The 26,095-nt window shown below is 67.3% G+C and carries 23 protein-coding genes and 3 pseudogenes; 10 read left to right on the top strand and 16 right to left on the bottom strand.

Going from position 1 to position 26,095, the window contains the following annotated elements; genetic code table 11:
• Window positions 1-177: 177 nt before the first annotated feature.
• Both QNM97_RS09000 and QNM97_RS08995 read right to left on the bottom strand, forming a co-directional pair.
• Window positions 178-522 (bottom strand): annotated as a pseudogene (locus QNM97_RS09000) (SDR family NAD(P)-dependent oxidoreductase); the annotation flags it as partial.
• A gap of 89 nt (window positions 523-611) precedes the next feature.
• Window positions 612-809 (bottom strand): annotated as a pseudogene (locus QNM97_RS08995) (SDR family NAD(P)-dependent oxidoreductase); the annotation flags it as partial.
• A gap of 335 nt (window positions 810-1,144) precedes the next feature.
• Between QNM97_RS08995 and QNM97_RS26620 the strand changes: the two are divergent.
• The 5 genes and pseudogenes from QNM97_RS26620 to QNM97_RS08975 all read left to right on the top strand — a co-directional run.
• Window positions 1,145-1,237 (top strand): annotated as a pseudogene (locus tag QNM97_RS26620) (transposase); the annotation flags it as partial.
• Window positions 1,238-1,243: 6 nt separating this feature from the next.
• Window positions 1,244-1,462 carry a transposase gene (locus QNM97_RS08990; RefSeq protein WP_502875070.1) on the top strand — a complete coding sequence of 73 codons (219 nt, stop codon included), beginning with the start codon at window positions 1,244-1,246 and terminating at the stop codon, window positions 1,460-1,462.
• 111 nt (window positions 1,463-1,573) lie between these two features.
• Window positions 1,574-2,353, top strand: coding sequence for an IS3 family transposase (locus QNM97_RS08985; RefSeq protein ID WP_283822438.1), 780 nt, complete (start codon window positions 1,574-1,576; stop codon window positions 2,351-2,353).
• A gap of 149 nt (window positions 2,354-2,502) precedes the next feature.
• Window positions 2,503-3,111, top strand: coding sequence for an alpha/beta hydrolase (locus tag QNM97_RS08980; protein WP_283822437.1), 609 nt, complete (start codon window positions 2,503-2,505; stop codon window positions 3,109-3,111).
• A gap of 11 nt (window positions 3,112-3,122) precedes the next feature.
• A complete protein-coding gene (locus tag QNM97_RS08975) occupies window positions 3,123-3,263 on the top strand; it encodes a hypothetical protein (protein WP_283822436.1) in 141 nt (46 codons plus the stop codon).
• A gap of 92 nt (window positions 3,264-3,355) precedes the next feature.
• On the opposite strand, the gene nadC is transcribed toward QNM97_RS08975, so the two are convergent.
• Window positions 3,356-4,255, bottom strand: a complete 900-nt coding sequence (gene nadC, locus QNM97_RS08970) for a carboxylating nicotinate-nucleotide diphosphorylase (RefSeq protein WP_283822435.1) — start codon at window positions 4,253-4,255, stop codon at window positions 3,356-3,358.
• 4 nt (window positions 4,256-4,259) lie between these two features.
• On the bottom strand, window positions 4,260-5,321 hold the full coding sequence (gene nadA / locus QNM97_RS08965) for a quinolinate synthase NadA (RefSeq protein WP_283822434.1): 1,062 nt from the start codon (window positions 5,319-5,321) through the stop codon (window positions 4,260-4,262).
• 261 nt (window positions 5,322-5,582) lie between these two features.
• Between nadA and QNM97_RS08960 the strand changes: the two genes are divergently transcribed.
• Entirely contained in the window at window positions 5,583-6,041 is a 459-nt protein-coding gene (locus tag QNM97_RS08960; protein ID WP_283822433.1) for a response regulator transcription factor, read from the top strand.
• 43 nt (window positions 6,042-6,084) lie between these two features.
• Here the strand turns inward: QNM97_RS08960 and QNM97_RS08955 are convergent, their stop codons facing one another.
• The 7 genes from QNM97_RS08955 to QNM97_RS08925 all read right to left on the bottom strand — a co-directional run bounded on the left by QNM97_RS08955 (window position 6,085) and on the right by QNM97_RS08925 (window position 12,321).
• Complete coding sequence (locus QNM97_RS08955; RefSeq protein WP_283822432.1) at window positions 6,085-6,801, bottom strand: NUDIX hydrolase; 717 nt, start codon at window positions 6,799-6,801, stop codon at window positions 6,085-6,087.
• 239 nt (window positions 6,802-7,040) lie between these two features.
• On the bottom strand, window positions 7,041-7,664 hold the full coding sequence (locus QNM97_RS08950) for a DUF2567 domain-containing protein (protein ID WP_283822431.1): 624 nt from the start codon (window positions 7,662-7,664) through the stop codon (window positions 7,041-7,043).
• Window positions 7,661-7,921: a biotin synthase auxiliary protein BsaP gene (gene bsaP, locus QNM97_RS08945; RefSeq protein WP_208796193.1), complete on the bottom strand. Its 261-nt coding sequence runs from the start codon at window positions 7,919-7,921 to the stop codon at window positions 7,661-7,663. The genes QNM97_RS08950 and bsaP overlap by 4 nt, the downstream gene beginning before the upstream one ends.
• Window positions 7,922-7,968: 47 nt before the next feature.
• On the bottom strand, window positions 7,969-9,009 hold the full coding sequence (gene bioB, locus QNM97_RS08940) for a biotin synthase BioB (protein WP_283822430.1): 1,041 nt from the start codon (window positions 9,007-9,009) through the stop codon (window positions 7,969-7,971).
• Window positions 9,006-9,773, bottom strand: coding sequence for a dethiobiotin synthase (gene bioD / locus QNM97_RS08935; protein ID WP_283823146.1), 768 nt, complete (start codon window positions 9,771-9,773; stop codon window positions 9,006-9,008). Before bioD ends, bioB begins: the two co-directional genes overlap by 4 nt.
• 62 nt (window positions 9,774-9,835) lie before the next feature.
• Window positions 9,836-11,026, bottom strand: coding sequence for an 8-amino-7-oxononanoate synthase (locus QNM97_RS08930; protein ID WP_208791568.1), 1,191 nt, complete (start codon window positions 11,024-11,026; stop codon window positions 9,836-9,838).
• A gap of 2 nt (window positions 11,027-11,028) precedes the next feature.
• Window positions 11,029-12,321: an adenosylmethionine--8-amino-7-oxononanoate transaminase gene (locus QNM97_RS08925; protein ID WP_283822429.1), complete on the bottom strand. Its 1,293-nt coding sequence runs from the start codon at window positions 12,319-12,321 to the stop codon at window positions 11,029-11,031.
• 178 nt (window positions 12,322-12,499) lie between these two features.
• Between QNM97_RS08925 and QNM97_RS08920 the strand changes: the two genes are divergently transcribed.
• From QNM97_RS08920 to treY, 4 genes are all read left to right on the top strand, one after another.
• Window positions 12,500-13,069 carry a TetR/AcrR family transcriptional regulator gene (locus QNM97_RS08920; protein WP_283822428.1) on the top strand — a complete coding sequence of 190 codons (570 nt, stop codon included), beginning with the start codon at window positions 12,500-12,502 and terminating at the stop codon, window positions 13,067-13,069.
• Window positions 13,070-13,138: 69 nt separating this feature from the next.
• Entirely contained in the window at window positions 13,139-15,331 is a 2,193-nt protein-coding gene (locus QNM97_RS08915; protein ID WP_283822427.1) for an acyltransferase family protein, read from the top strand.
• A gap of 86 nt (window positions 15,332-15,417) precedes the next feature.
• On the top strand, window positions 15,418-18,168 hold the full coding sequence (glgX, locus tag QNM97_RS08910; protein ID WP_283822426.1) for a glycogen debranching protein GlgX: 2,751 nt from the start codon (window positions 15,418-15,420) through the stop codon (window positions 18,166-18,168).
• 4 nt (window positions 18,169-18,172) lie between these two features.
• Window positions 18,173-20,542, top strand: coding sequence for a malto-oligosyltrehalose synthase (gene treY, locus QNM97_RS08905; RefSeq protein ID WP_283822425.1), 2,370 nt, complete (start codon window positions 18,173-18,175; stop codon window positions 20,540-20,542).
• Window positions 20,543-20,557: 15 nt separating this feature from the next.
• Here the strand turns inward: treY and QNM97_RS08900 are convergent, their stop codons facing one another.
• The 5 genes from QNM97_RS08900 to QNM97_RS08880 form a co-directional block, all read right to left on the bottom strand.
• Complete coding sequence (locus QNM97_RS08900) at window positions 20,558-21,538, bottom strand: hypothetical protein (protein WP_283822424.1); 981 nt, start codon at window positions 21,536-21,538, stop codon at window positions 20,558-20,560.
• Window positions 21,539-21,647: 109 nt separating this feature from the next.
• Complete coding sequence (locus QNM97_RS08895) at window positions 21,648-22,820, bottom strand: MCE family protein (protein ID WP_014360325.1); 1,173 nt, start codon at window positions 22,818-22,820, stop codon at window positions 21,648-21,650.
• Window positions 22,817-23,902, bottom strand: coding sequence for an MlaD family protein (locus QNM97_RS08890; RefSeq protein WP_349632360.1), 1,086 nt, complete (start codon window positions 23,900-23,902; stop codon window positions 22,817-22,819). The genes QNM97_RS08895 and QNM97_RS08890 overlap by 4 nt, the downstream gene beginning before the upstream one ends.
• An 89-nt stretch (window positions 23,903-23,991) precedes the next feature.
• The gene (locus QNM97_RS08885; protein WP_502875009.1) at window positions 23,992-25,098 is read right to left on the bottom strand and encodes an MCE family protein; all 1,107 of its coding nucleotides are present in this window, start codon (window positions 25,096-25,098) and stop codon (window positions 23,992-23,994) included.
• Window positions 25,099-25,106: 8 nt separating this feature from the next.
• The gene (locus tag QNM97_RS08880; RefSeq protein ID WP_208791577.1) at window positions 25,107-26,087 is read right to left on the bottom strand and encodes an MCE family protein; all 981 of its coding nucleotides are present in this window, start codon (window positions 26,085-26,087) and stop codon (window positions 25,107-25,109) included.
• Window positions 26,088-26,095: the final 8 nt, after the last annotated feature.

The raw sequence follows: 26,095 nt of genomic DNA, 5'->3' as shown, positions 1-26,095 counted from the left end.
TTCATTCGACGCATGATTTCCGCATTTTTCCGAATTCCGGATGGAAATCACCACAATGCCATTGCGCAGCCCGCGCGTGTTGTCGCCGACCTCGGCGGTGCGGTCCGAGAAGCCCGGCACGAGGTCGCCGGCCAGATAAAGACAGGCATCGGCGATCTCCTCGGGTGTGCCCGCCCGGTTCATCACAATCCGATTTAGGTAGTCCGTGGCCACCGACTCGATACCGAGGAACGGTGCGGTCATCGGCGTGTCGACAAGCCCCGGTAGGACGGCGTTGACGCGGATTCCGTCGGCTCCGAGCTCCAGGGCGGCGTTCTTGGTGAAACTCTCGACCCCCGCCTTCGCGGCGGCGTACGAACTGCCTCCGTACAGCGGCACATGGGCGTTGAGCGACGACACGTTGACGATGGCGCCACCGCGACCACCGTCGCGGATCGCTCGTGCAGCATGTCGAGTGACCAGGTAGGTGCCCTTGAGCACGACATCGATCGTGGCGTCCCAGTCCGACGTCGGCCCGTCCACGATGGTGCCGATCCGCGCGATACCGGGATGTTGAATGCGATGTCGAGTTGGCCGAACCGCTCGACGGCGAGTGCGACAGCACCGGCGACGTCGTCCTCCTGTGCCACGTTGCCGGCCACCCCGACGACGGTGTCGCCGAGGCTTGTCGCCACCGACGCGACGCCGTCGGCGTTGAGATCGAGCAGAACCACGGAGGCCCCCTCGTCGACGAGTTTTCGGCCGACCGCAGCGCCGATACCCGAAGCCCCGCCGGTGACCAGCGCGACCTTGCCTTCGAACCGCGACATCGTTGTCCTCCTCAGTCAGTTGTTGACACCACGCATGTGATGCTCCCCATACCGTAGGGAGCGCCGTGCGCGTTGGACATTCCCCGACGGGGGGCAGCACAAATAGCGCTTTCGTAAAATATGACCGAGCCAACTCAGGTGTGACCGTAGTGACACCCGCCCCAGCGATGGCGCGACCCGTTGTCACGGGATCGATTCACCCGATTCATCCGTCCACCCAGGCCGATCGTCGGCCGCCAGCCACAGGAGACAACGACCATGTCCATCTGAGGTTCCCCAGTTTGAGTGGACACCCGAGATAGTGGGGCTATGGGCCCTGCTGGAAGGATGTCACTATGTCGAGGACGCGTCGGTCGTTTACGCCTGAGTTCAAGGCGGAGGCTGCTCGTCGGGTGATTGATGGCGGCCGCCCGATCTCTGAGGTCGCTCGTGAGTTGAACGTGCATGAGAATCTGCTGGGCAAATGGGTTCGCGCCGAACGCATTCGCGACGGAGTGATCACCGAGGGGCGGGCAGCTCCGCCCGATGGTGAGCTCAGTGCCGGTGAGCGCGCGGAGTTGGTGCGGTTACGTGCCGAGGCCGCCGAGAAGGACCGCGACATTGCGTTCCTGAAAAAAGTCTCGGCGTACTTTGCGGCACAGCAACACCGGTGAGCTGTTATGAACTCATCGCCGCGGAGTGCGCCGGCCATGACATCACTGCTCTTGTTGAACTGCTGGGGGTTTCACGCTCGGGATACTATGCGTGGGCGGGTCGTCAGCAGCGTGGCGAACTCACCGCACGACAGCAGCGTCGCCGTGATCTCGAAGTCAAGATTGTGGCTCACTGGAAGAGATCGCAACGCACCTACGGCTCCCCTGCGGATCACCGCCGACTTGCCCGACGAGGGCGTGTCGGTCTCGGAGAATACCGTCGCCAAGATCATGGCCGAGATGGGTATCGAGGGCATCAGCCCCCGCACCTTCAAGGTCAAGACGACCGTGGTCGATCCGACGGCGTCGTTCCCACCCGACCGGGTGGGGCGGGTCTTTGATCAGGGCCGTCTTGATGCTGTCTGGACCTCGGATATCACCTATCTGACCTGCGGTGAGGGGGATGCGTACCTGTGTGCGATCCGCGATGAGCACTCGCGGCGCGTGCTGGGCTGGTCGCTGGCCGATCACATGCGTACTGAGCTCATCGAGGCCGCCGTGGACGCTGCGGTCACCACGCGCGGCGGGTCGGTGACGGGCACCATCTTGCACTCGGACAGAGGCAGTCAATTCACCAGCCATGACATGGCACAGGCCTGCACACGCCACGGGTTGCTGCGCTCGATGGGCGAGACCGGCATCTGCTGGGATAACGCCGGCGCAGAGTCGTTGTGGTCGACGGTCAAGCACGAATACTACAAGCGACACGCCTTCACCACTCGTGCGAATCTTACTGCAGGACTTGACAATTACATCCGATTCTACAATCATGACAGGAGGCACAGTTCGTTAGGGATGATCTCACCCATCGACTTCGAGATCAGCTCGCACGCAAGTCAGCAATCAAGCTAACCGTGTCCATTTTTTCGGGGGAACCCCAATCGACACAGCCGACATCGCGGCCACCCCGATCGAGATCGGTGAGGTGACACTCAGCGTCATCGACGTCGGCGAGGGCCCCACTGTCCTTCTGCTCCATGGTTTTCCGGATCGAGCAAACCATGTGGCGAACCCAGATCCGCGATCTGCGTGATGCCGGCTATCGCGTCATCGCGCCCGACCTGCGCGGGTTCGGCGACAGCAGCCGGCCGGCAGATCCATCGGCCTACGCGGCACCGACCTTGCTCGGCGACATCATCGGACTCCTCGATCACCTCGGTGTCGGCGAGTTCAGCGTGGCCGCTCACGACTGGGGTTCGCTCATCGGTTGGGTCCTTGCCGCCAGCCTGCCCGATCGGGTCACCAAGCTCGCCGCGTTCTCGGTCGGCCACCCGCGGGCGTATGCCGGCGCCGGATTCCCGCAGAAGCAGCTGGCCTGGTACATCCTGTCGTGGCAGACACCCGGCGTCGCGGAATCGGCGCTCCCGGTCAACGATTGGGAGTGGTTCCGCGAGTGGGCCTACGACGGTGCGCAACGCTCCTCGGACCCCGATCTCGATCGGCAACTCACCGACCTCGAACGCGACGGCGCACTGAGCGCCGGGCTCAACTACTACCGCGCCAACCTGACACCGGCCGAATTCGCCGACACCGACTGGTACGCGCTTGCCGATCTCCCACCCGTCGCCTGTCCGGTGATGGGCGTGTGGGGAGGGACGAGATTGCCCTGACCGAACACCAGATGACCGACTCGGCACGGTATGTCACCGGACCGTGGCGCTACGAGCGGCTGTCTCATGTCGGCCACTGGATCCCCGCCCACCGTCCGGAGCAGACCTCGGCTCTGCTGCTCGACTTCTTCGGGGGCACAACGACATCGTGACGCCGCCCGGCAACCGAGGTGAGTATCGCTTGTCGATGTTCGCCTCGGTTGCCGATGGTCACGGCCCCCGATCGTCTCAGGTGGCGATCGTCTCAGGTGGCGATGTCCAATCCGAGATCGAGCACGGTCACCGAGTGGGTGAGCGCCCCCACGGCGAGATAGTCGACACCGGTGCGGGCGTATTCGCCGGCCACGTCGAGCGACAGGCCACCAGAACTCTCCAACTTGGTCTGCGGCGACCGAGAATTGCGGCGTTGCACCGCGATCTGGGTGGCCCAGGGCTCGAAATTGTCGAGGAGTACCAGTTGCGGCGACAACTCGAGGACCTCGTCGAACTGTTCGAGCGAATCGACCTCGACCTCCACCGGCAGATCCGGTGCGGCAGCACGCACGGCCTCCAGCGCGGCGCGGACCGACCCGGCTGCGGCGACATGGTTGTCCTTGATCAGTGCGGCGTCACCCAGACCCATCCGGTGGTTGACACCGCCACCGGCGCGGACGGCATACTTCTGCAGAGACCGCATGCCGGGCAACGTCTTCCGGGAATCCCGGATCTTGACGTCGGTTCCGGCGACCGCGTCGACCCACGCCGCTGTCGCCGTGGCGATCCCCGACAGGTGGCATAGCAGGTTCAAACAGGTGCGCTCCGCGGTGAGCAGAGCCGCGGTCGGCGCGTGTACGGCAAGGACGGTGTCGCCGGGCGCCACTCGCGTGCCGTCGGGAACGACCTCGGTCACCGTGTACGCGCCTGCGCCGATGACCGCGTCGAACACGGCCTGCGCCACCGGGATTCCGGCGACGACGCCGTGTTGGCGGGACACGATCGCGGCGTCGGTAATTGCCTCCGGTGGCACCGTGGCGGAAGTGGTCACGTCGGGCCCGTAACGCAGGTCCTCGTCGAGTGCGGTGCGGATGAGCGACCGGATCTCGTCGGTGATCTCGAGTTCGTCTCGGCCCGTGGCCATTTCCTGCCCGACGAAGGTGGCGCTCATCGTGTTACTCCCCCGAGCCCGGATTACCGATCGCGATCATCCGCTCGACGCTGCGGCGTGCACGCTCGGCGACATCGTCGGCGACGAACACCTCGTCGCGACCCTCCCGCAACGCGCGCAGCAGCGCCGCCGGGGTGATCATCTTCATGTACGGGCACGAAGCGCGGTCGTTGACAGCCTGGAAATCGATACCGGGAGCGGCCTTTCGCAGCTGGTGCAGCATGCCGATCTCGGTGGCCACGAGGACCTGCTTGGCGCCGGTGGCGCGGGCCGCGTCGATCATGCCGCCGGTGGAGAGGATCTTGACCCGGTCGTCGCCGACCGCGCCCTCGCCCGCGAGATACAACGCCGATGTGGCGCAACCACATTCGGGGTGGATGAACAGGTCGGCGTCGGGGTGGGCGTTGGCCTGCGCGGTCAGCTCGTCGCCGTTGATCCCGGCGTGCACGTGGCATTCGCCGGCCCAGATGTGGATGTTGTCGCGACCGGTTTCGCGCTTGACGTGAGCGCCGAGAAACTGATCGGGCAGGAAGAGCACGTCGCGATCGGGATCGATCGAGGCGACCACGTCGACGGCGTTCGACGAGGTGCAGCAGATGTCGGTGAGTCCTTTGACCTCGGCGGTGGTGTTCACGTAGGAAACCACGACGGCGTCGGGGAAATCGTCCTTCCACGCACGCAGGTCGTCGGCGGTGATCGAGTCCGCCAGCGAACAACCGGCGCGGGCGTCGGGGATGAGCACACGCTTGTCGGGGCTCAGGATCTTCGCGGTCTCGGCCATGAAATGCACGCCACAGAAGACGATCTCGTCGGAATCGACCTCCGCGGCGATACGCGAGAGGGCCAGCGAATCGCCGACATGGTCGGCGACGTCCTGGATGGCCGGCAACTCGTAGTTGTGGGCGAGAAGAGTCGCGTTGCGGGCCCGTGCGAGGCGACGGATCTCCTCGGCCCACTCCGCTGTCGGTTCGACACCGGTGTATCCCCCGGGACCGTCCACCCACCGGGCGTCGATCAGTGCCGGCGTGGTGTCGCCCACGGCGATACGGTCGCTGGTGATGCTCATCTGCCACTCCGTCCTTCATGCCGCTCGGGCATTGCTGCTCGCGGCACGGGCTGTGCTCCGAGACCGGTTTTCGACTACTGATCGAAAACCTGGTGATCATCGTAACACCGGCCCCCACGGGGACATTCCGTCGCACGCGAGTAGTTCCAAGCGCATTCCAAGTAGTCCACTACGCGTTTGCCGGAGACTCGTCGTCCGTAGCGTCCGTACTGCGTCGCCGTACATTCCCTCACCTGCATGTTCACAGGAGGCCTGACCCCAATGACCGCAAGCCTGACCCCCGCCGGAGATTCCCGGACCCCGATCGTCCCCATCGCCGCGCCGCGCCCGGTGATGCCGGTTCGCCGGGCCTACTCCACTCCCCTGCAGGCGGTTCGCCGCCGTCAGGAGGCGCTCGAACGTCTCGCCGCGCGTCGTGTCGTCGCCCCGATACCACAACCGGCGGCGTTGCGCCCCGTCCCCGCACCCGAACCGGCCGACACACGGCAGTATCCCGCCGTCCCCCTGACGTGCCGAGAGGTCGAGGTGTTGCGTACCTGGCTGCTGGTGGACTCCAAGTCGGAGGCGGCGGCCGATCTGAACATCTCGGTGGGCACCGTCAACACCCACCTGGCCAGGATTCGCAGCAAGTACGCGCAGGCCGGACGCACCGCACGCACCAAGGCATCGCTGGTGGCCCGCGCCATCCAGGACGGGCTGGTCGTGCTCGACGAGCTCTGAGGCGGCCGCGGACAGCAGCCGGAAGAGCCGACAACCGTGAAGTTCACATGGGTGGCTTGAGGGTGGCGAATTCATCGGTGACGCGGAGTTCGTTGTCGGCGAAGGCATACAACGCCGGTGGCCGTCCCCCCGACCGGCCCGTCCGGCCCAGCGTGCCGGTGGCGACGACGACACCGCGGCGACTGAGGATGCGCAGGAGATTGGTGGTGTCGACCCGGTAGCCGAGGGCGGCGCCGTAGATCTCGGAGAGTTCCGACATCGGGAATCGGCTCGGCGCCAACGCGAAAGCAATGTTGGTGTAAGAGAGCTTCGCGGCCAGCCGGTGGCGAGCCTTGGTGATGATCGAGCCGTGATCGAAGGCGAGTTCGGGGAGCGCGTCCACGCGATGCCAGTCGGCTCGATCGGGCGAGGTGGTGCGCGCATCGCTGGGTACGAGTCCGAGGTACGTCGACGCGATGGTGCGGATACCCGGCACGCGATGCGGCGCGGAGAACACCGAAAGCTGTTCGAGGTGCGCGAGGGTGCCGATGTCGACCATGTCGGCGACGACCAGCCGGGCGCAGGTTTCCAGGGTGTCCTCGGCGCCGACCCGGCCGCCGGGCAGACACCAGGTCGATCCCTCGCCGCGCGCCAGGAGCACACAGAGTTCCGGCGCGGCGTCATCGATGTCGCGGACCTGGAACACCGCGGTCAAGACCTCGACACGCAACGGCGAGACGGACGCCTCGGCGGAGTCCTCGGCGCGTGCGGCTGGTGGCATGGCGTCGATTGTAGGGGTGCTTCGGCGTCATGACGGGCGCCGTCGGGGTGGTGACGGGCGCCGTCGGCGTCATGACGGGCGCTGTCGGCGAGGTGACGGGCGCCGTCGGCGAGGTGACGGGCGCCGTCGGCGTGGTGACGGGCGCCGTCGGGGTGGTGACGGGCGCCGTCGGGGTGGTGATGAGCCCTGTCGGCGAGATGACGAGCGCCGTCGGCGTCATGACGGGCGCCGTCGGCGAACTACGCGGGCGGGGCCGGTGGTCCGGGCTGCGCGGGAACCGGTTGTGGCGTCACGAGTTCGGGCGGCGCATCCCCCACGCCGAGATCCCCGTGGCGATTCGCCAGGGCGAACACGAGATAGACGACCGTGGCCACGAGCGGCGCACAGATCGCCAACGCCCATGGGCCACTGGGGGTTCCGCGGGTGGCGCCGTCGAGCCACAGTTGCGGGACGGCACGGAAGAGGGCACCCACCGCGACCGAGTCGGGGTCGGTGAAGCGACGCGCCGCGATCAGCGTCCCCGACCATCCCGCGATGCCCGACCCGAGCACCGTGGCGAGGAAGACGGTGGCGTACCCGGGGAGTCCGCGCCAGCCCGGAGCCACCAGCCACCCGAGCACACCGGCCAGCGCGCCGTACCCGAGCATGACGAAGGCGAATGCCGAGACACCGGCGACGCTGTCGATCGGATACACCTGATGCGCGGCTTTCAGCGCGCTCATCGACGGTGTGATCACAGCCCACAGGGCGCCGGCGACCACCCCGAGCACTCCGATCACCGCTGCGCACGCCGCCAGCGTCGCCGGGGTGCGGTGCGTGAGGCGCCTGCGGGGTCCGATCGACACCGGCCCCGGCGCGGTCATCGGTGACCCAGTTCGGAGGAGTCGACGCGGCCGTGCCGCGAGCATCTCGCATCCCATCCGTCCGGGCGGACCTGCACGATCATGCGCCGCCCACACTGCCCGCAGAAGCGGGGTGGCTCGAGTCCGAGCCGGGCCGCGGGCGGTATCGCGTCGGCCGACTCGATCTCCACCTCGATCCCGGTGTACACGCCGTACCGGCACGGCTGATCCAGCGGGCCCGGGATCGGCACCGCACCGGAGATCACGCTTGTTGTCATCGCACCACTCACGCTGGCGAGCCTAGTCACGTCGTCGTCGGTGTGGATCAGATGCTGTCGTTGAGCGCCTTGATGGGCATCGACAGGTCGTTGAGGAGATCGAGGTCGTCCTCGGCGGGGCGACCCAACGTGGTCAGGTAGTTGCCGACGATGACGGCGTTGATGCCGCCGAGGATGCCCTGCTTGGCCCCGAGATCGCCGAGGGTGATCTCGCGGCCGCCGGCGAACCGCAGAATCGTGCGCGGCAGGGCCAACCGAAACGCGGCGACGGCTTTGAGCGCCTCGGCCGCGGGGAGCACGTCGAGATCGCCGAACGGGGTGCCCGGACGGGGATTCAGGAAGTTCAGCGGCACCTCGTCGGGTTCGAGCGAGGCGAGGTCGGCGGCGAACTCGGCACGCTGCTCGAGAGACTCCCCCATGCCGAGGATGCCGCCGCAGCAGACCTCCATGCCCGCGTCGCGCACCATGCGCAGCGTGTCCCAACGCTCCTCCCAGGTGTGGGTGGTGACGACGTTCGGGAAGTGACTGCGGGCGGTCTCCAGGTTGTGGTTGTAGCGGTGGACGCCCATGTCCTTGAGCTGGTCGACCTGTTCCTGGGTGAGCATGCCCAGGCTGCAGGCGATCTGGATGTCGACCTCGTTGCGGATGGCCTCGATCCCCGCGGCCACCTGCGAGAGCAGTCGCTTATCAGGTCCGCGTACGGCCGCGACGATGCAGAATTCGGTGGCACCGGTCTTGGCGGTCTGTTTGGCCGCCTCGACCAGCGACGGGATGTCGATCCAGGCGCTGCGCACCGGGGAGGCGAAAAGGCCCGACTGCGAACAGAAGTGGCAGTCCTCGGGACACCCGCCGGTCTTGAGCGAGATGATGCCCTCGACCTCGACCTCGGGTCCGCACCACCGCATGCGGACGTCGTGGGCGAGTTGCAGCAACTCGGTGAGCCGGTCGTCGCCGAGCCGGAGCACGGTGAGTACCTGATCGCGGGTCAGCGCCTCACCGCGTTCGAGGACGTGGGCGCGGGCGACGGCGAGGATGTCGTCGGTGTCGGTCCCGGCCGCGACGTCGGACTGTACGGGGGCCTGGGTCATGGGTGAACTCCTTGATATGCGGGCACGGATTGTGGTGCGGGTGCGGACTGTGGTGAGGGTGCGGACGGCGGTACGGACGGCACCGGCGTTGCGGGGGTGAGACTCTCGATCCAGCCGGAATCGAACCAGCCCGGAGCGGACTCGGCGAATTCGGCCCGGCTGCGCCCGCCCGCGCCGGCGGGCAGCACGCCGACCACCGGCACCCCGGTCAGCCGGGGCAGATCGTCGCGATTGCAGCGCATCGCGAGATCGGGTGTGTGCGGCCAGGATCCGAGAACGAGGCCGGCCGGATGCAGCCCCGCCCATCGGATGGCCCGAACAGTCAGTTCGGTGTGGTTGAGTGTGCCGAGAGCGGGGTCGACGACGACGAGGACCTCGGCGGCGAGGGCGGCGGCCACGTCGAGGATGGTGTGCTCGGGAGCCAACCGGACCAGCACGCCACCGGCCCCCTCGACGAGCGTCATCTGGTGCGCCGCAACAAATCCGGCGATCCGACGGCCCATCGTGTCGGGGTCGGCCTGCGCCGATCCGGCATGGCGGGCCGCGGTCTCGGGGGCGAGGGGGTCGGCGAACCGCACACACTCGTGGGTCGGCAGCGTTCCGGCGAGAGCCGTGACGGTGGCGAGATCACCGGGCTCGTCGGGTCCGACGCCAGTCTGGGCGGGTTTGCACACCGCGACATCGACACCGCGGGCAGCCAGGGTCGCGGCGAGCGCAGCGGTGACGACGGTCTTGCCCACGTCGGTCGACGTCCCGGTGATCACCAGGGAACGGCCCGCAAGGTCATGTGAACCCGCAAGGCCCTGTGCGACAACCCGACCGGCGGTCATCGGACGCCCACCTCCTCGAGGGCGGCGAGCACCACGTCGGCGGCGCGGTCGACGTCGGCGGCGTCGAGGTCGGCGCGCATCGTCAGCCGCAGGCGCGAGGTACCCGGCGGCACCGACGGCGGCCGGAAGCATCCGACGAACACCCCGCGGGCCCGGCAAGCCGCCGCGGCGGCGAGCGCGGGGTGCGGATCACCGACGATCACCGAGAGCACCGCGGAGGTCTGCGGTGTCCCGTCGGGGCCGAGCGGCAGGGTCAGGCCGAGGCGATCGGCGATGCGTAGGACGTTGTCGCGCAACCGTAGTGGCATGTCCGGATCCGCCCGCAGCAAGCCCAGCGCGGCGCGGGCGGCGCCGACCGCGCCCGGGTTGAGTCCGGTGTCGAAGATGAAGGTGCGGGCCCGGTCGATCAGATGGCCGCGCAGCACCTGCGGTCCGAGTACCACTCCCCCTTGTGCGCCCAGCGATTTCGAGGCGACCGTGGTCACCACGAGATCCGGTGCACCCGAGAGCCCGGCCTCGGCGACGACGCCGCGTCCGCCCGGCCCGCGGACACCGAGGCCGTGCGCCTCGTCGACCAACAGCGCCGCGCCGTGCGCTCGTGCGGCGTCGTAGAGTTCGCGAACCGGCGCGGCAGCGCCGTCGACACTGTAGATCGAGTCGGTGACGACCAGTGCGCGTTCCTCGTCCCGGGCCGCGAGGGCGGCACGCACGGCGTCGTGATCTCCGCGGTCGACGACCACCACCCGCGCCCGCGACAGCCGGCAGCCGTCGATCAGGGAGGCGTGGGTACCGGTGTCGCTGACGATGAGGTCACCGCGCCCGGCGAGCGCGGTGATCACCCCCACGTTGGCGAGATAGCCGGAGGAGAACACCAGAGCCGAAGGGAATCCCAGGAATTCGGCGATCTCGCCTTCGAGGTCGAGGTGCGCCCGGGTGGTGCCCGCGACCAGTCGCGAGGCGGTCGAGCCCGCACCCCACTCGTCGATCGCCGTGCGGGCCGCGGCGAGCACCGCCGGATTCCTCGACATCCCCAGGTAGTCGTTCGAGGCGAGGTCGAGCAGACCCGAACCGCCGTCGCGGACCACCGGGTCGCGATGCAGCCCGGCCTGTGCGGTGGCATGTTGGGCCGCGTGCAGCCAGTCCAACGCGGGTCCGGTCGTACCGGTGAGCGTGTCCGTAATGGTCACGACTACACCACCTCTCGGGTTGCGGCGATACTGGCCTGCGCCGCCGATGCCATGGCACGCGTGATCACCTCGACGTCGTCGTCGGAGCACAGGAACGGCGGCATGGCGTAGATCAGGGTGCGGAATGGTCGCAGCCATGCGCCGGCGTCGAGCGCGGCAGTGGTGGCGGCGGTCATGTCGACCGGCCGGTCGAGTTCGACGACGCCGATCGCGCCGAGGACCCGGACATCGCGGACACCGTCGAGGTGGCGCAGTGGGTCGAGTCCGCGGCGCAGGCCGTCCCGGATGCGGGTGACGTCGTCACGCCACGGGCGCGAGAGCAGCAGTTCGGTCGAGGCGACGGCGACCGCACACGCCAGCGGATTGGCCATGAACGTCGGGCCGTGGGCCAATCCGCCCGCCTCCCCGGAACTGATCACCTCCGCGATCTCCTCCGTACACAGGGCTGCGGCGAGGGTGAGGTATCCCCCGGTCAACGCCTTGCCGACACACATGATGTCGGGGGCGACGCCGGCCTGATCGGCGGCGAACATCGATCCGGTGCGGCCGAAGCCGGTGGCGATCTCGTCCAAGATCAACAGCACGCCCTGCTCGTCGCAGATGCGGCGCAGCGCGCGCAGGTGCGCCGGATCGTGAAAGCGCATGCCCCCGGCACCCTGGACGATCGGTTCGACGATGATCGCCGCGAGTTCGTCGCGATGGGCTGCGACGACGGAGGCGACGTCGGCGTCATAGGTGTCGTCGGCGTCCCGCGGCGGCGTCGGCACGAAGATCTGGTGGGCCAGGACGTCGGTCCACATGCTGTGCATCCCGCCGTCGGGGTCGCACACGCTCATCGGGGTGAAGGTGTCGCCGTGGTAGCCGCCGCGCCACGTGAGCAACCGGGTGCGGCCCGGTTCGCCACGACCACGCCAGTACTGCAGCGCCATCTTGACCGCGACCTCCACCGAGACCGATCCGGAATCGCAGAAGAACACCTTGCGCAGGGGTTCGGGGGTGAGCTCGACGAGCAGCTCGGCGAGTCGCGCCGCGGGTTCGTGGGTGAGTCCACCGAACATGACGTGCGACATCGAGTCCAGCTGCCGCCGCACCGCGGCGTCGAGCACCGGGTGACGATAACCGTGGATGGCCGCCCACCATGAGCTCATCCCGTCGACGACCGTGCGTCCGTCGGCCAGCTCCAGTCGCACGCCGGATGCGCCGGTGACGACGAGCGGCCGGGTCGACGGCGGGAACGCACCGTAGGGATGCCAGATGTGGTCCGCATCGATGCGGCTGATGCTCATCTGATCCACGGGGACGTTCCTTCGATGTGTCGATGCGGGCGACGTGTCGATTCGGGGCCGGGCGGCCCACACAGGTGCGGGAGGGGCTGCCTCGCCGAAGCCTCGCCTGGACACTGTACAGGGCCGCCCTGGACGGTGTACAGGACCGCCTCGGCGGTGTCCGGCCACGGGGCTCTACGCTGTCCGGGTGAGCAACAATCGCGCCGACGTCCTCGCCGCCGCCCGCGACGTGCTCACCCGACACAGCCTCGCCGACCTGACCATGCGCAGGCTGGCAACCGAGGTCGGCGTCCGCCCCAACGCCCTGTACTGGCATTTCCCCAACAAGCAGACGCTGTTGGCGGCACTGGCCGACGACATCCTCGCCGATATCGATGAGCCCGGTCCGGAGCTGCGGTGGGACGAACGCCTCGAGGCACTGGCGACCGGCATGCGCACGGCCCTGCTGGCCGTCCCCGACAGCGCCGAGGTCGTCTCGTCGAGCTGGGCCAGCGCACTGTCCGGGCGGGCCGTCGCCGACGACGTGGCCTCCGCCGCCGCACTCGGCGGCCTCGACGAGCACGGGGCCCGCGCGGTCGCGACCGCGATCTGCCAGCTGGTGATCGGACTGACGATCGAGGAACAGACCCGAGCCCAGATGGAACGGCTCGGAGTCATCGAGCCGTCCGAACGGGACTTCAACGCGGAGTTCACCGGCGCACTCGCGGTGATCATCGACGGCGCCCGCAGTCGCGCCCGCGTGGCCGGGCACCTGTAGAACCACCGGGCGCCGGTAGCGTCGAGAGTGCGCACACGTCCGCCCCCGCACGAAAGTCCGACTCGCATCGTGGCCACCACCCAGGCAGTCCGTACCCCGCCCGGGTCGGCGACCCCCGCGGCGCAGTCCTACCGCACCGATCTCGACGGGCTACGCGGGATCGCGATCGCACTGGTGGCGTGCTTTCACATCTGGTTCGGCCGGGTCTCCGGCGGGGTGGACGTCTTCCTGACGCTGTCGGGTTTCTTCTTCATCGGCTCACTCCTGCGCCACACCATCGCAAGTCAATCCCCCGACGTCGGCCTGGCCGCGACCATCAATCCGTGGCCCCGCCTGCGCCGACTCCTCCGCCGCCTGCTGCCGGCCCTGCTCACCGTCCTGGGTGCGGTGCTGATCCTGACGGTGCTCCTACTCCCGCCGACCCGATGGGCCAACATCGGTCGCGAGCTCACGGCGAGCGCCCTGTACTACCAGAACTGGTATCTGGCTCTGAACTCGCAGGACTACCTCGCGGCGAGCTCGGCGAACAGTCCCCTGCAACACATCTGGTCGATGTCGGTGCAGGGCCAGTTCTTTCTCGCCACGCTCCTGGTCGCGCTGGGCTTCGCCGGACTGGTCAAACTCTCCGCGCGGGTGATCGCACCGATCGCCACACCGCACACCATCCGCGTGTGCGTGGGGGTGGCGTTGCTCGGCGCGGCGGCGATCTCGTTCTACTGGGCCGACATGCGCATGGGCGTGAACCAGCAGTGGAACTACTTCGACACGCTCTCCCGTCTGTGGGAGCCGCTGGCCGGAGGACTGCTCGCGGTCTGGTTGCCCCGATGGCGTATCCCTCGAGCGGTGCGCACCCTCGCCGGCGCGATCGCACTCGGACTGATCATCACCTGCGGATGGTGGATCGACGGGGTGGACTCCTATCCCGGCCCGTGGGCGCTGGTGCCGGTCGGATCCACCCTGATCCTCATCTGGGCGGGCGCGGCGGCCCTCGAACAGCGCTCCGGTGCCCGACACGCACGTCCGGTCCATCCGCTGCCGATGATCAACCGGCTGCTGGCCTCCCCCGGGCCGGTGTGGTTGGGGACCATCGCCTACGCGCTCTATCTGTGGCATTGGCCGCTGCTGATCTTCTTCCTCAACTGGCGCGGTAAAGAGCAAGCGTCGTTCCTCGACGGTGCGTGCCTGCTGGTGGTCTCGATCGGTCTGGCATGGCTGACCAAGCGCTATATCGAGGACCCGCTGCGCACCCGGACCGCACCCGGTGGCCGGGACCGGGCGACACGGCGCCTGCCCTCCTACACCGCCGTGCTCACCTCGAGCCTCCTCGTGCTCAGCATGTCGGGGGCAGTCGCGATCGGGATGTGGCAGCGACACGTGGCGACGCTGACCGTCGACACCGCCGACCTCGATCCGCGTGACTACCCCGGTGCCCGCGCATTGCTCGACGGTGCGCCGGTCCCGGCACTCGATCCGCAGCCGACGCCACTCGCGGTCATCGAAGACTTTCCGGAGACCTCGACCGACGGGTACATGAACAGCTTCGAGGACCCGTCGATCCACGTCGGGGTGTACGGCGACCCGAACGCGCAACGCACCATCGCACTCGCGGGCGGTTCGCATGCCGAGATGTGGATCAGCGCATTGCACCTGCTCGGCAAGAGACACCACTTCCGCGTCACCACCTACCTGAAGATGGGGTGCCCCCTCTCGACCGAGGAACTGCCGTCGATGCAGAACGGCGTCCCGTATCCGCAGTGCCACGACTGGGTGCAGCGGGTGATCCCCCGGATTCTCGCCGACCGCCCCGACGCGGTGTTCACCACCTCGACCCGCCCGGACACCGCAGCCGCCGGCGACGTGTTGCCGGACACGTACGCGCCGGTGTTCGAACGATTCACCGATGCCGGTATCCCCGTTCTCGGTATACGGGACACGCCGTGGCCGCATGACGCGCGGGGTGCCATCGACACCCCCACCTGCCTCGCCGACGGTGGCAACGGTGAGTCCTGCGGAACCGATCGCGCCTCGGCTCTCGACGCCCGCGATCCGGCGGCCGCGCTCGCCGCCACCGACCCGCTGTTCCATGCCCTCGATCTGTCCGACGGGGTCTGCACTCCCGAGCGCTGTCCCGCGATCGTCGGCAACATCATCGTGTACAAGGACTGGCATCACCTCAGCGCCACCTACGTGCGCAGTCTCACCGACGGACTCGGTGTGCAGCTCCGACGAGCGCTGCCCTGGACCGGCGGTGTGGGAGGGTGAGCGCTCCGGAGGCGAGTGGCTTGCTTCCGAGATGAATGCGCGCCGTATCGCGACTACTGTCGGTGCATGACCGACAGAAGGTGGGCATGACCGTACCGCCAACCGCCGATGACGCCCCCGGTACCGAGACCACAGGTACCGACACCACGGGTACCGAGACTGCAGGCACCGAGTCTTCTGCCACCGGGACCGGTACCGCCACCACCGCGGCGCCGCGCAGCAGCAGCACCCGACCGCATCCGACGGAGAAGCTCGTCGCCGACGGCGCCCAGGCGGAGGCGATGGTCGAGCCGGAGCCCGCGCCGATTCCGGTGTGGCCCGGTCAGGCGTACCCGCTCGGCGCCACCTACGACGGCGTGGGAACCAACTTCTCCCTGTTCTCCGAGGCCGCCGAAGCGGTGGACCTGTGCCTGATCGATCGCGACGGCAACGAACGCCGTATACGCATCGAGGAGGTCGACGGATACTGCTGGCATTGCTATCTGCCCAATGTGGGTCCCGGCCAGTTCTACGGCTACCGAGTCCACGGACCGTATGATCCCGGACGCGGATTGCGTTGCGACCCGAGCAAATTGCTGCTCGATCCCTACGGCAAGGCCTATCACGGCGAGTTCGACGGCGACGCGTCACTGTTCTCGTATCCGCTGCCCGAGAGCACCCACGACGACGCGGGCACGGACGAGAGCTCCGACGATGCGGACGGTTGCCTCGACGAGGCGGATACCGCCGCGATCGAAGCCGACGAGGTCACCGAGACCGACCCTGCCGACGAGTCCGACCCTGCCGACGAGACCGACTCTGCGACAACGGTTGCCGAAGAAGCGATCGCCGCGGAAACAATCGACTCGCGCGCCGCTGACACGCAGGCTGCCGGGTCCGCAGGATCCGATGCAGAGGGATCCGATACAGAAGCGTCTGGTGCAGAGGCGTCCGATGCAGCGGGGGCCGATGCCGGGGCACCGGGTGACGAACAGCCTGGTGCCGAGGGGACTTCCGACGCCGATCCACTGACCGCCGACGACACCACCGACGTCGTGCCGCCGGCTCCGGAACCGGTCACCGAGCCGCAACCGTCGCCGTCGATGCCGCAGCTGGATTCGTTGGGGCACACCATGTTGTCGGTGGTCATCAACCCCTACTTCGATTGGCAGAACGACCACTCGCCCCGACTGCCGTACCACCAGACGGTGATCTACGAGGCCCACGTCAAGGGCATGACGGCCACCCATCCCGACGTCCCGGAGGCGTTGCGCGGCACCTACTCCGGGCTGTGTCATCCGGTGATCATCGATCACCTGAAGTCGTTGGGTGTGACCGCCATCGAGCTGATGCCTGTACATCAGTTCATGCAGGACTTCGTGCTGCTCGACAAGGGTTTGCGAAACTACTGGGGGTACAACACCTTCGGCTTCTTCGCACCGCACGTCGAGTATGCGTCGAATCACGACCAGCCCGGGAGCGCGGTCACCGAGTTCAAGGCCATGGTGCGCGCCTTCCACAAGGCGGGTATCGAGGTGATCCTCGACGTCGTCTACAACCACACCGCCGAGGGCAACCACCTCGGACCGACCGTGGCCTTCCGCGGAATCGACAACGCCGCCTACTACCGGCTCGTCGACGACAATCCCGAGATGTACATGGATTACACCGGGACCGGCAACAGCCTCAACGGCCGCCATCCGCACACCCTGCAGCTCATCATGGACTCGCTGCGCTACTGGGTACTCGAGATGCACGTCGACGGTTTCCGGTTCGATCTCGCCTCGACGCTGGCCCGCGAGCTGCATGACGTGGACCGGCTCTCGGCGTTCTTCGATCTGGTCCAACAGGATCCGGTGGTCAGCCAGGTCAAGCTCATCGCCGAGCCGTGGGACGTCGGCGAAGGCGGGTATCAGGTCGGGAACTTCCCGCCGCTGTGGACCGAGTGGAACGGCAAATATCGCGACACCGTGCGCGACTACTGGCGCGGCGAACCATCCACCCTGGGCGAATTCGCCTCTCGCCTCACCGGCTCGTCGGACCTCTACGAGGCGACCGGGCGCCGCCCACTGGCGAGCATCAACTTCGTCATCGCCCATGATGGCTTCACCTTGCGTGATCTCGTGTCCTACAACGAGAAACACAACATGGCCAACGGCGAGGACAACCGCGACGGCGAGAGCCACAACCGGTCCTGGAACTGTGGGGTCGAGGGTCCCACCGACGATCCGGAGGTCAATGCGCTGCGTGCCCGGCAGCAACGCAACATCCTTGCCACACTGTTCCTCTCGCAGGGCACGCCGATGCTCGCCCACGGGGATGAGATCGGGCGCACACAATCGGGCAACAACAACGTCTACTGCCAGGATTCCGAGTTGTCCTGGATGGACTGGTCGTTGGCGGAGAAGAACTCCGACCTGCTGGAGTTCACCCGCAAGGCCATCGCGCTGCGCACCAAACACCCGGTGTTCCGCCGACGTCGGTTCTTCGCGGGCAAGCCCATCCGGTGGGGCCGGCAGTATCTCGACATCGCCTGGCTCACCCCCTCGGGCGAGGAGATGACCACCGCCGACTGGGACAGCGGATTCGGCAAGAGTCTCGCGGTGTTCCTCAACGGCAACGGGATCGGCGAAAAGGACGAGCGCGGCGAGAAGATCGTCGACGACAGCTTCATCATCTGCTTCAACGCCCACTACGAGCCGATCGAGTTCACGCTGCCGGCCATCCTGGAGTCGGGATGGACCGGTGTCCTCGACACCGCCCAACCCACGGGTGACTCCGACATCGAGGACGCCTGTGGCGGCACCACATTCGCGGTTCAGGCCCGCTCGCTACTCGTCCTGCGAAAGCAGCACTGACTCGATGGCCGGTTCGCACCCGGGCTCGCACACCGGCGACGGTGCGCCGGTCGCCGCCGGCGGCAACCGTCCCGAACCCATCGCCACCTACCGGGTTCAGCTGACCCCGGACTTCGGTGTCGTCGAGGTGATCGGCATCCTTGGGCATCTGGCGGATCTCGGTGTCAGCCACGTCTACCTCTCGCCGATCGGCACCGCGATGCCCGGCTCCACCCACGGCTACGACTGGGTACCCCCACCGCAGGTGTCGCCGGTCCTCGGTGGCCGTGAGGGTCTGGCCGCACTGCGCGCGGCGGCGCGCGCGGTCGGTCTGGGCATCCTCATCGACATCGTCCCCAACCACACCGGGGTGGCCGAGGTCCTGCGCAATCCCTGGTTCGCCGACCTCTTGCGGCACGGCCCCGGTTCGCGGTACGCCGGGTATTTCGACGCGGATTTCTCCTCCGACAACGGCAGTGGTGGGAAGCTGGCTCTGCCGGTCCTCGCCGCCGACGGTGACCTGGCTCCGCTGACCGTAGACCGGCACGGCATTCTCCGCTACTACGACCACGAGTTCCCCACCGCACCGGGAAGTCTCGGCGGTACGGCAACCGATGTCCATGCGCGACAGCACTATCGACTCGTCCCGTGGAACTCCGGGATCATCGGTTACCGCCGATTCTTCACCGTCAATGAACTCGCCGGACTCCGCCAGGAGGACGACGCCGTGTACGACGCCACCCACGCCTGGATTCGTGAACTCCTCGACGCCGACCTGATCGACGGTGTCCGCGTCGATCACCCCGACGGGCTGTGGGACCCGATGTCCTATCTCGAGCGATTGCGCGGTGACATCGGCACCGATCGTCTGCTCTACATCGAGAAGATCCTCGCCGCCGACGAGGCACTGGAGCCGACGTTACCCGTCGAGGGAACCACCGGCTACGACCAGTTGCGGCTCATCGAGTCGGTGTTCACCGCCCCGTCGGGGATCGTCGAGCTCAGCGAGATCCACGAACACACCACCGGGGTGCCGGCCGACGCCCACTGGCTGCACGACACCGAACGGCAGCGCAAACTGACCACGCTCGCGCAGATGTTCCCCGCCGAACACCGCAGGCTCGTGCGCGCACTGACCCATTCGGATCCGACCGCCGACTCGGCCGCCCTCACCGACGCCGTCGCCGAGATGATCGCCGATCTCGGTGTCTATCGGGCCGACTATCCGTCGCTTCGATCCCGTCTGCTCGGTGTGGCCGAGGAGATCGCACGCCGCCGACCGGATCTCGCCGACGCCGTCACGCTCATCGTGCGCGCCACCGCCACGCCCGGTGCCCCGACCTCCCGGCTGGCACAGACGTGCGGCGCGGTCACCGCCAAGAGCGTCGAGGACAGTCTGTTCTACCGCACGGCCCGCCTCGTGTCGGCGCAAGAGGTCGGTGGCGACCCGGCCAATCCGGCGCTGTCGCTACGTCATTTCCACGAGTTGAACGTCGTCCGGGCGCAGGACTGGCCGCGGGCCATGACGGCCTCCTCGACCCACGACACCAAGCGCGGCGAGGATGTGCGGGCGCGCATCGCATTGCTCGCGCAAGTCCCCGAGCGGTGGTCGCTGCTGGTCCGCCACATCTGGGACACCGCTCCGCCACCGGATCATCTGACCGGATACTTCTTGCTGCAGAACGTGATCGGGGTATGGCCGCTCGACGGCCGGGTCGAGGACGAGTTGCGAGATCGCTTGCGCGCCTATGCGCGCAAAGCCGCCCGCGAAGCCGGTGTGCGGACCACGTGGACCGAGGTCGACGAGGCCTTCGAGGATGCGCTCGATGCCTGGATCGGCGCGCTCACCACCGAACCGGTGGCGGGGATGATCGATGACCTGGTCACTCGGATCGGTCCGGCATGGGAGCAGGAAGTGTTGGCACGCAAGGCCATCGCGCTTCTCGGACCTGGTGTCGGCGACATCTACCAGGGCACCGAGTGGTACGAGGACTCACTGGTCGATCCCGACAATCGTCGACCCGTGGACTTCCGCCGGTCGCTCGATCATCCCAAGACGCGGCTGGTGGCTGCCGCCCTGCGCGTTCGCCGAGCACACCGCCCGGCGTTCGGCCCCGACGGTGACTATCGCCCGCTACAGGTCGACGGGCCGGCCGCCGACCACGCGATCGCCTTCGGCCGAGGTGTGCGCGGCGAGAGCGATCCGCGGGTGATCGTGGTGACCGCCCGCTTCACCCACAGTCTCGACGACGACCGTGCCGCGACGACCACGCTCGCACTTCCGCGCGGCACCTGGATCGATGCCGGGTCACGGTCCGAGCACGCCGGGTCGGTCGACCTCGCGGCCCTACGAGCCGCCGGTCCGGTGGCGATCCTGACCCGGTCGGGAATCTGACCGACCCCGACGACCTCAGCCGCCGGGTGCCGGAGCGGGCGCAGGGGTGGGTACCGGGGTACTCGCCTGCCCTGCGTTCGGCGTGGACCCGCCGCCGGCACCGGCCTCACCGGCATCGGACAGGCCGGCCTGCATGGCATCGAGATCGGACACGAGCCACTTGCCGTCGACCTTGTCGAGCTTGAGCGAATACATGAACAGCGACGTACCACCTTGCGGCGCAAGGGTACTCGTACCGGTCACCTGTACCACGGCCATGGTCGAGGCGTGGTCGGTGCCGAAGTCGATCACCGACACCTTCTGGACTTTGATCTCCGTGTTCTTGACGTTGATCGACTGGATCGCCTTGACAGTGTCACCCATCTGAGCTTCCAGATGTTTGCGATAGTCCCCCGTTGTCAGCGGCCCGACGAGGTCCTTCATGTTGGCGACCGTGTCGGCGTTCATGCTGCTGGTCAGCTGTTTGGCGAAGATCGCCGAGGCACTCTTGGCGTCGTCGAAGGCGTTGAGGCGCTGTTGATCGCGGTAGAAGAACCAGCCGAGAAAGCCCACGCCGACGATCGCGGCGACGACCACCAAGGCCACCAGCGATCGCCACAGAGCGCGCGCCGACAGCGTGATCGAGATCTGCTTGCCACGTGCGGGTGTGGCCGCTGCGGACGCACCGCCGGCGGATGCGCCTCGCGCGGAAGCACCTCCGGTGGCGGCGGCAGACGATGCCGTGGGCTCGCCGGAACTCGCCGCATCCGCCCTGTCGGCATCCGCATCCTCCGGATCCGGGCGCCGCGACGATCCGGACCGCGCGCTCTTGGTACGCGGGATCGGCTTCTTGGTCAGCGACGCCTTCGTCGGCGCGGCATCGGAGGCGTCGGTCCCGTCGGCGACGGCTGAGTCCGGTTCGCCGGAATCCTCCACGGCGCCCGGCTCATCCGTCGCCGTGCCTTCTCGGCCGTCATCGGCCGCCTCGTTGCGCACGTCGTCCTGCTCACCTGTCATCGCGTGTTTCCGTTCTCACTCGCCGCCCACTCGGTCCCCACCGAACCGACCCCACCCGACTCCCCTCGGCGAGGAGTCAAGTGCGGTGCGAGCCCCCGGAGGGCGGGCGTCACTTGTCCAGCGGAACCGTCCGCGCATTCGGGTCGTAGTTCGGCGGCGGTCCGGCGGTGTCGTCCCCCGGCGGACGGGGTGCGTTCGCCGAGCCACGGATCTGTTGGTTGGGATCCTCGGTGACACAGTACAGATTCGTCGGCACCGACAACTCGAGGATCTTGGTGGGGCGCACCGGGGTGACCGCGTAGTCGCAGTACGGACGCGGGTAGATCGAACCGAACGCCCACCAGGCGCCGTCGTGGAACATGGTGAGGGACTTGATCGACGCGTCCCTGATCGACGGCAACAGATTGACCACCGCCGGTGCGCGCAAGGCACCCTGGCGGGTCACATCCAGCAGCTGACCGAGCACATCGGTGATCGGATCCTGGATCTCGTTGATCGAGCCGGACAGGCTGGACAACTGCTGCGGGCCCTTGCCCAGCAACGTGCGCAGCTCACGGTCGGCGGCAACCGCCGCGTTGACCACCGAACTCAACGAGGACACCGTGCCCTGCAGATCGGGCTGGATCTGCGAGGTGGTCTGCAGGATCGTGCCCGTCTCGGAGATCAACTTGGTGGTCTGCGGCAACACGCGGTAGAGGTCGGCGAAGATCGTTCCGCCCGCATCGAACAGGACGCGCAGATCGTTGGTGTCGCCCTTGGGATTGAGCGCGACGTCGAGGTTGTCGACGATCGACGCGAGTTTGGCCGGATCGATCTGGTCGATGACACCGAGCGAGGTCTCGAGCAACTGCGGGAACGGCGTGGTCACCTTCGTCTGGTTGACGTTGATGGTGTCGCCGTCGCGCAGATAGGGCCCCTCGGCGCTGGGCGGGGAGAAATCGACGTACTGTTCACCCGCGGCCGACAAGCCGAGTGCCGAGACCGTCGTGTTGCGGTTGATGTGCACGTCGTCGTCGACCGACACCACCACCTTCACCGACTGTGGTTGCACCTGAATGGATTTGACGTCGCCGATCGGGACGCCACGGAGGGTCACCTGCGAGGTGTCCTGCAGGCCACCGGAGATCGGGAAATTGATCGTGAGCGTGTAGTGGCCCTGGAACGGCGCCCACCGCAGCGCGCCGAACGACAAGTAGGCCAGCCCGATGAGCATCACCCCGATCAGCGCCAGGTTGCCCAGCACGATCGAGTGTTTGCGCAGCCACCCCATGAATCCACTCATCCGCAGCACCCCTGGGTCGCAGTCAGCCGGGCCAGCAGTCGGGTCAGCGTCTGCTGCAACGACTCTCCCGCCGCACCGACATCGCCGAGCTCGGGAAGGCGGCTGGCCGAATCGAACCCGGCGCCCGGGTTGAGGTAATACACCTTCGCCGACAACGACGCCGCACTCGAACTGGTCGACTTGGCCCACTTGGGGGTCAACTCGGCGACATTGTCCGACAACGGTCCGAGGATCGTCGCGCCCTGTTTGAGTTCGTCGAGGAGGGTGGCGAGATGGCCGGTGAGCTCGACGAAATTCTGGCCGTCGCTGCCGAGGAAGTCGTTCGTGGCGGCGGTGACCTGATTGGTCTTGTCGAGCGTGGTCAGGATCGTCTGCATCTCGTCGTTGATGGTGTCGAAGGCGGGCGAGAGCTTGTTGATCGACGCCATGATCTGCGCGCGGCCCGCCGCGAGCTGCCCGGTCAGCACCTGCGTGTTGCGCATCGCGGCGTCGACCTCGGCGGAGTTCTGGTTGAGTTTGCGTAGGGCCGTGGTCAATCCGGCGATGGCACCGTTGAGTTGTTGCGGATTGTCCGGCGAGGTCGACACCGCGGCGCTGAGTTCAGTGATGATCTGCTGGGTGGAACCGAGCGAACCGCTGTCGACGAATCCGCTCAAACTGACCAGGAGATCCTCGACGGTCGCCGCGGCCGACCGCGGTCCGGTCAGCGCCTGACCATCGGACATATAGCCGGCGTCGGTAGTCGACGGCGGGAGCAACGCGACGAACACGTCACCGAGCGGGGTCGCCTGCCGCAGTTCGGCACCGGTGCCCTTGGGCACCTTGGCCGAGGTGCTGACATCCATGGTGACGATCGCCTTGTAGTTCTCGGCACGGATTCCGGTGACCTCACCGACGTCCATGCCGTAGAGCTTCACCTTGGCCCGGGTCGGCAGGTTCAGCGCATTGTCGAAACTGGCGTTCAACGTCATGGTGTCGCCGAGGTTGCCCGGGGCGGGCAGCGGGATCTGCTCGACGGTCAGTCCGGGGATCGCCGAACAGCCGGTCACGGCCAGCACGGTCGCGACGATCCCGGTCACCACCAGCTTGCGGGTCCACGAGCGAACCGGCGCCGGACGGCGTCTGGAGAAAGTGCGGCGAGTGAAGGGATGGCGGGAGGAGGGTGCCGGAGTCATTTGGTCAGTGCCTCCAATGCCGAGAACACCCCGAGATCGGGTCCGAAGCCCTGGAGCTGACCGGTCTCGCAACCGTTCTTGTGCAGATTGATCGCCTTACAGAACTGGGACACCAGCTGGGTGTCGAGCAACGACTTGTCCAGCAGCACCTGGGCACGCCAGGCACCCTGTTCGGCAGAGATGGAATTGCTCAGGTTCTGGAAGAGCAGCGGCCCGAGGTCGATGGTCTCGACGACCTGACGTGAGTAGTCGCTCAGGTTCTCCGCGAGTGCGGCCAGCCGCCCGGTGGAGGCACCGATCGTACCGGCGTTGTTGTGCAGGAACTCCGAGGTGTTGAGCAGTGTCTGATTCAGATCGCCCAGGGTCGCCACCAGACCCGGCGACTGACGTCCGAGCATCTCGCTGACCTGATTGATCGAGTTCGAGAAGTCCTTCATCTTCGGGTAATTCGCGACGAGGGCTGCGGTGAGTTGCTGGACCGACTTGACGATGTCGACGATCGCGTCGCCGTTACCCGACACCACCTGCGAGGCGCTGCCGAGCTGATTGATCGCCTCCTGCAGCCGTTGTCCGTTGTCGCTGGTGATGCCCGAGGTCACGTCCATCAGGTCGGCGACCGGCCCCTCCCCCGGCGCCTGGCCGGAGAGGTTGCTGACGAGCTTGTCGACCGCATCGAACAGGTCGCCCACCGACACCGGACTCATGCCCTCGTTGCGCATCACCGCGCCGTCGGTCAGCTTGGGGCCCTTGGAGTACGCGGGGGTCAGCTCGATGTGCCGGGTGGTGACGATCGAGGTGTTGACGATGGCCGCGGTCGCGTCGACCGGAACGGGCACGTTCTTGTCGATGGTGAATTTCACCATCACCCGGTTGCCCTGTTCCTCGATCTTGGTGACTTGACCGACCGGCATTCCCAGTACCGCAACGTCATTGGTGGTGTAGAGGCCCGCGGTGTTCGGGAAGAACGCGGTGACCTCGATGGCCTGACCGGTCGCGGTTTTCCAGCCGGCCGGGATCAGCGAACACCCCGAGAGCACACCGACGGCGAGCACGATCAGCCCCGCGAGGATCATCGACCGCCGCGTCACCTTCCGAGAAACCATGTGCGCGTTCAGCATCCGTCCACCACCCGTGCCGTGCAGAGCCAGTTGTCGGGGAATATGCCCCACGGCAGGTAGCCGTTGGCGTACGGGCCGTCGCCGATGACGTTGTTGGTCAGGCGTGCGGTGACCGGCAGGACCTCGAGCATCTTGCGGAGGTTGTCGCGGTTCTTCTCCAGACCCTGGGTGATGGTGTTCAGGTTGGCCATGATCGGGGCGAACTGGCCGGCATCCTCGGAGGCGACGAGTTGGGCCTGCTCGGTGATCTGGGCGATGCCGTCGAGCAACCGGGTCACCAGTGCCTCCCGGGCGACGATCTTGTTCGCCAGCTGCGCGCCCTGGCCCACGATGATCGCCAGTTGCGCCGAATTGTCCTGCACGATCGCCGTCACCGACTTGGTGTCGCTGATCAGCTGATTGATCTGATCGCGGCGGTCGGTGATGATCTCCGACATCTGCGTCAGTGAGTCGAGCGTCGGTTTGGTGACCGCGGGTGCCCCGGCGAGTTGCTGGTTCAGCGTCCGGATGCTCTGGCCGAGGTCCTCGTCGTTGATGCCCTGCAGGATGGGCGTGCCCTTCTCGATGGTCTTCTGCAGGTCGTAGGGAACCCGGGTCTCGGTGATCACGTTGTCGGCCGCCGGATCGGGCGAATTGCCCAGCGAGATATCGATGTAGCGCTGGCCGAGCAGGGTCGAGAGTTTGATCTCGGCCGATCCGTTGGCGGTGACGTCGACGTCCTTGTCGACCTTCATGGTGATGTGGATGTGGTTGCCCTGCAGTTCGGTCGAGCCGACCTCACCGACGTCGATGCCGGCCACCCGGACCTTGTCGCCCGGCCGCACGCCACCGGCCTGGGCGAAGTCCGCCGAATAGGTCTTCTTGCCGATGTCGGCCTTGCCGATGCCGGTGATACCCAGGACGAGCAGCACGATGACCACCGTGCCGGCCAACCCGTACCAGAGGAGTCGGCGGTCGTCGAAGCTGCGACGCATACGGCTTC

It is taken from the genome of Gordonia sp. L191, assembly GCF_030077625.1.
GTDB classification, from domain to species: Bacteria; Actinomycetota; Actinomycetes; order Mycobacteriales; family Mycobacteriaceae; genus Gordonia; species Gordonia polyisoprenivorans_A.
This window is presented reverse-complemented; position numbering and strand designations above follow the sequence as displayed.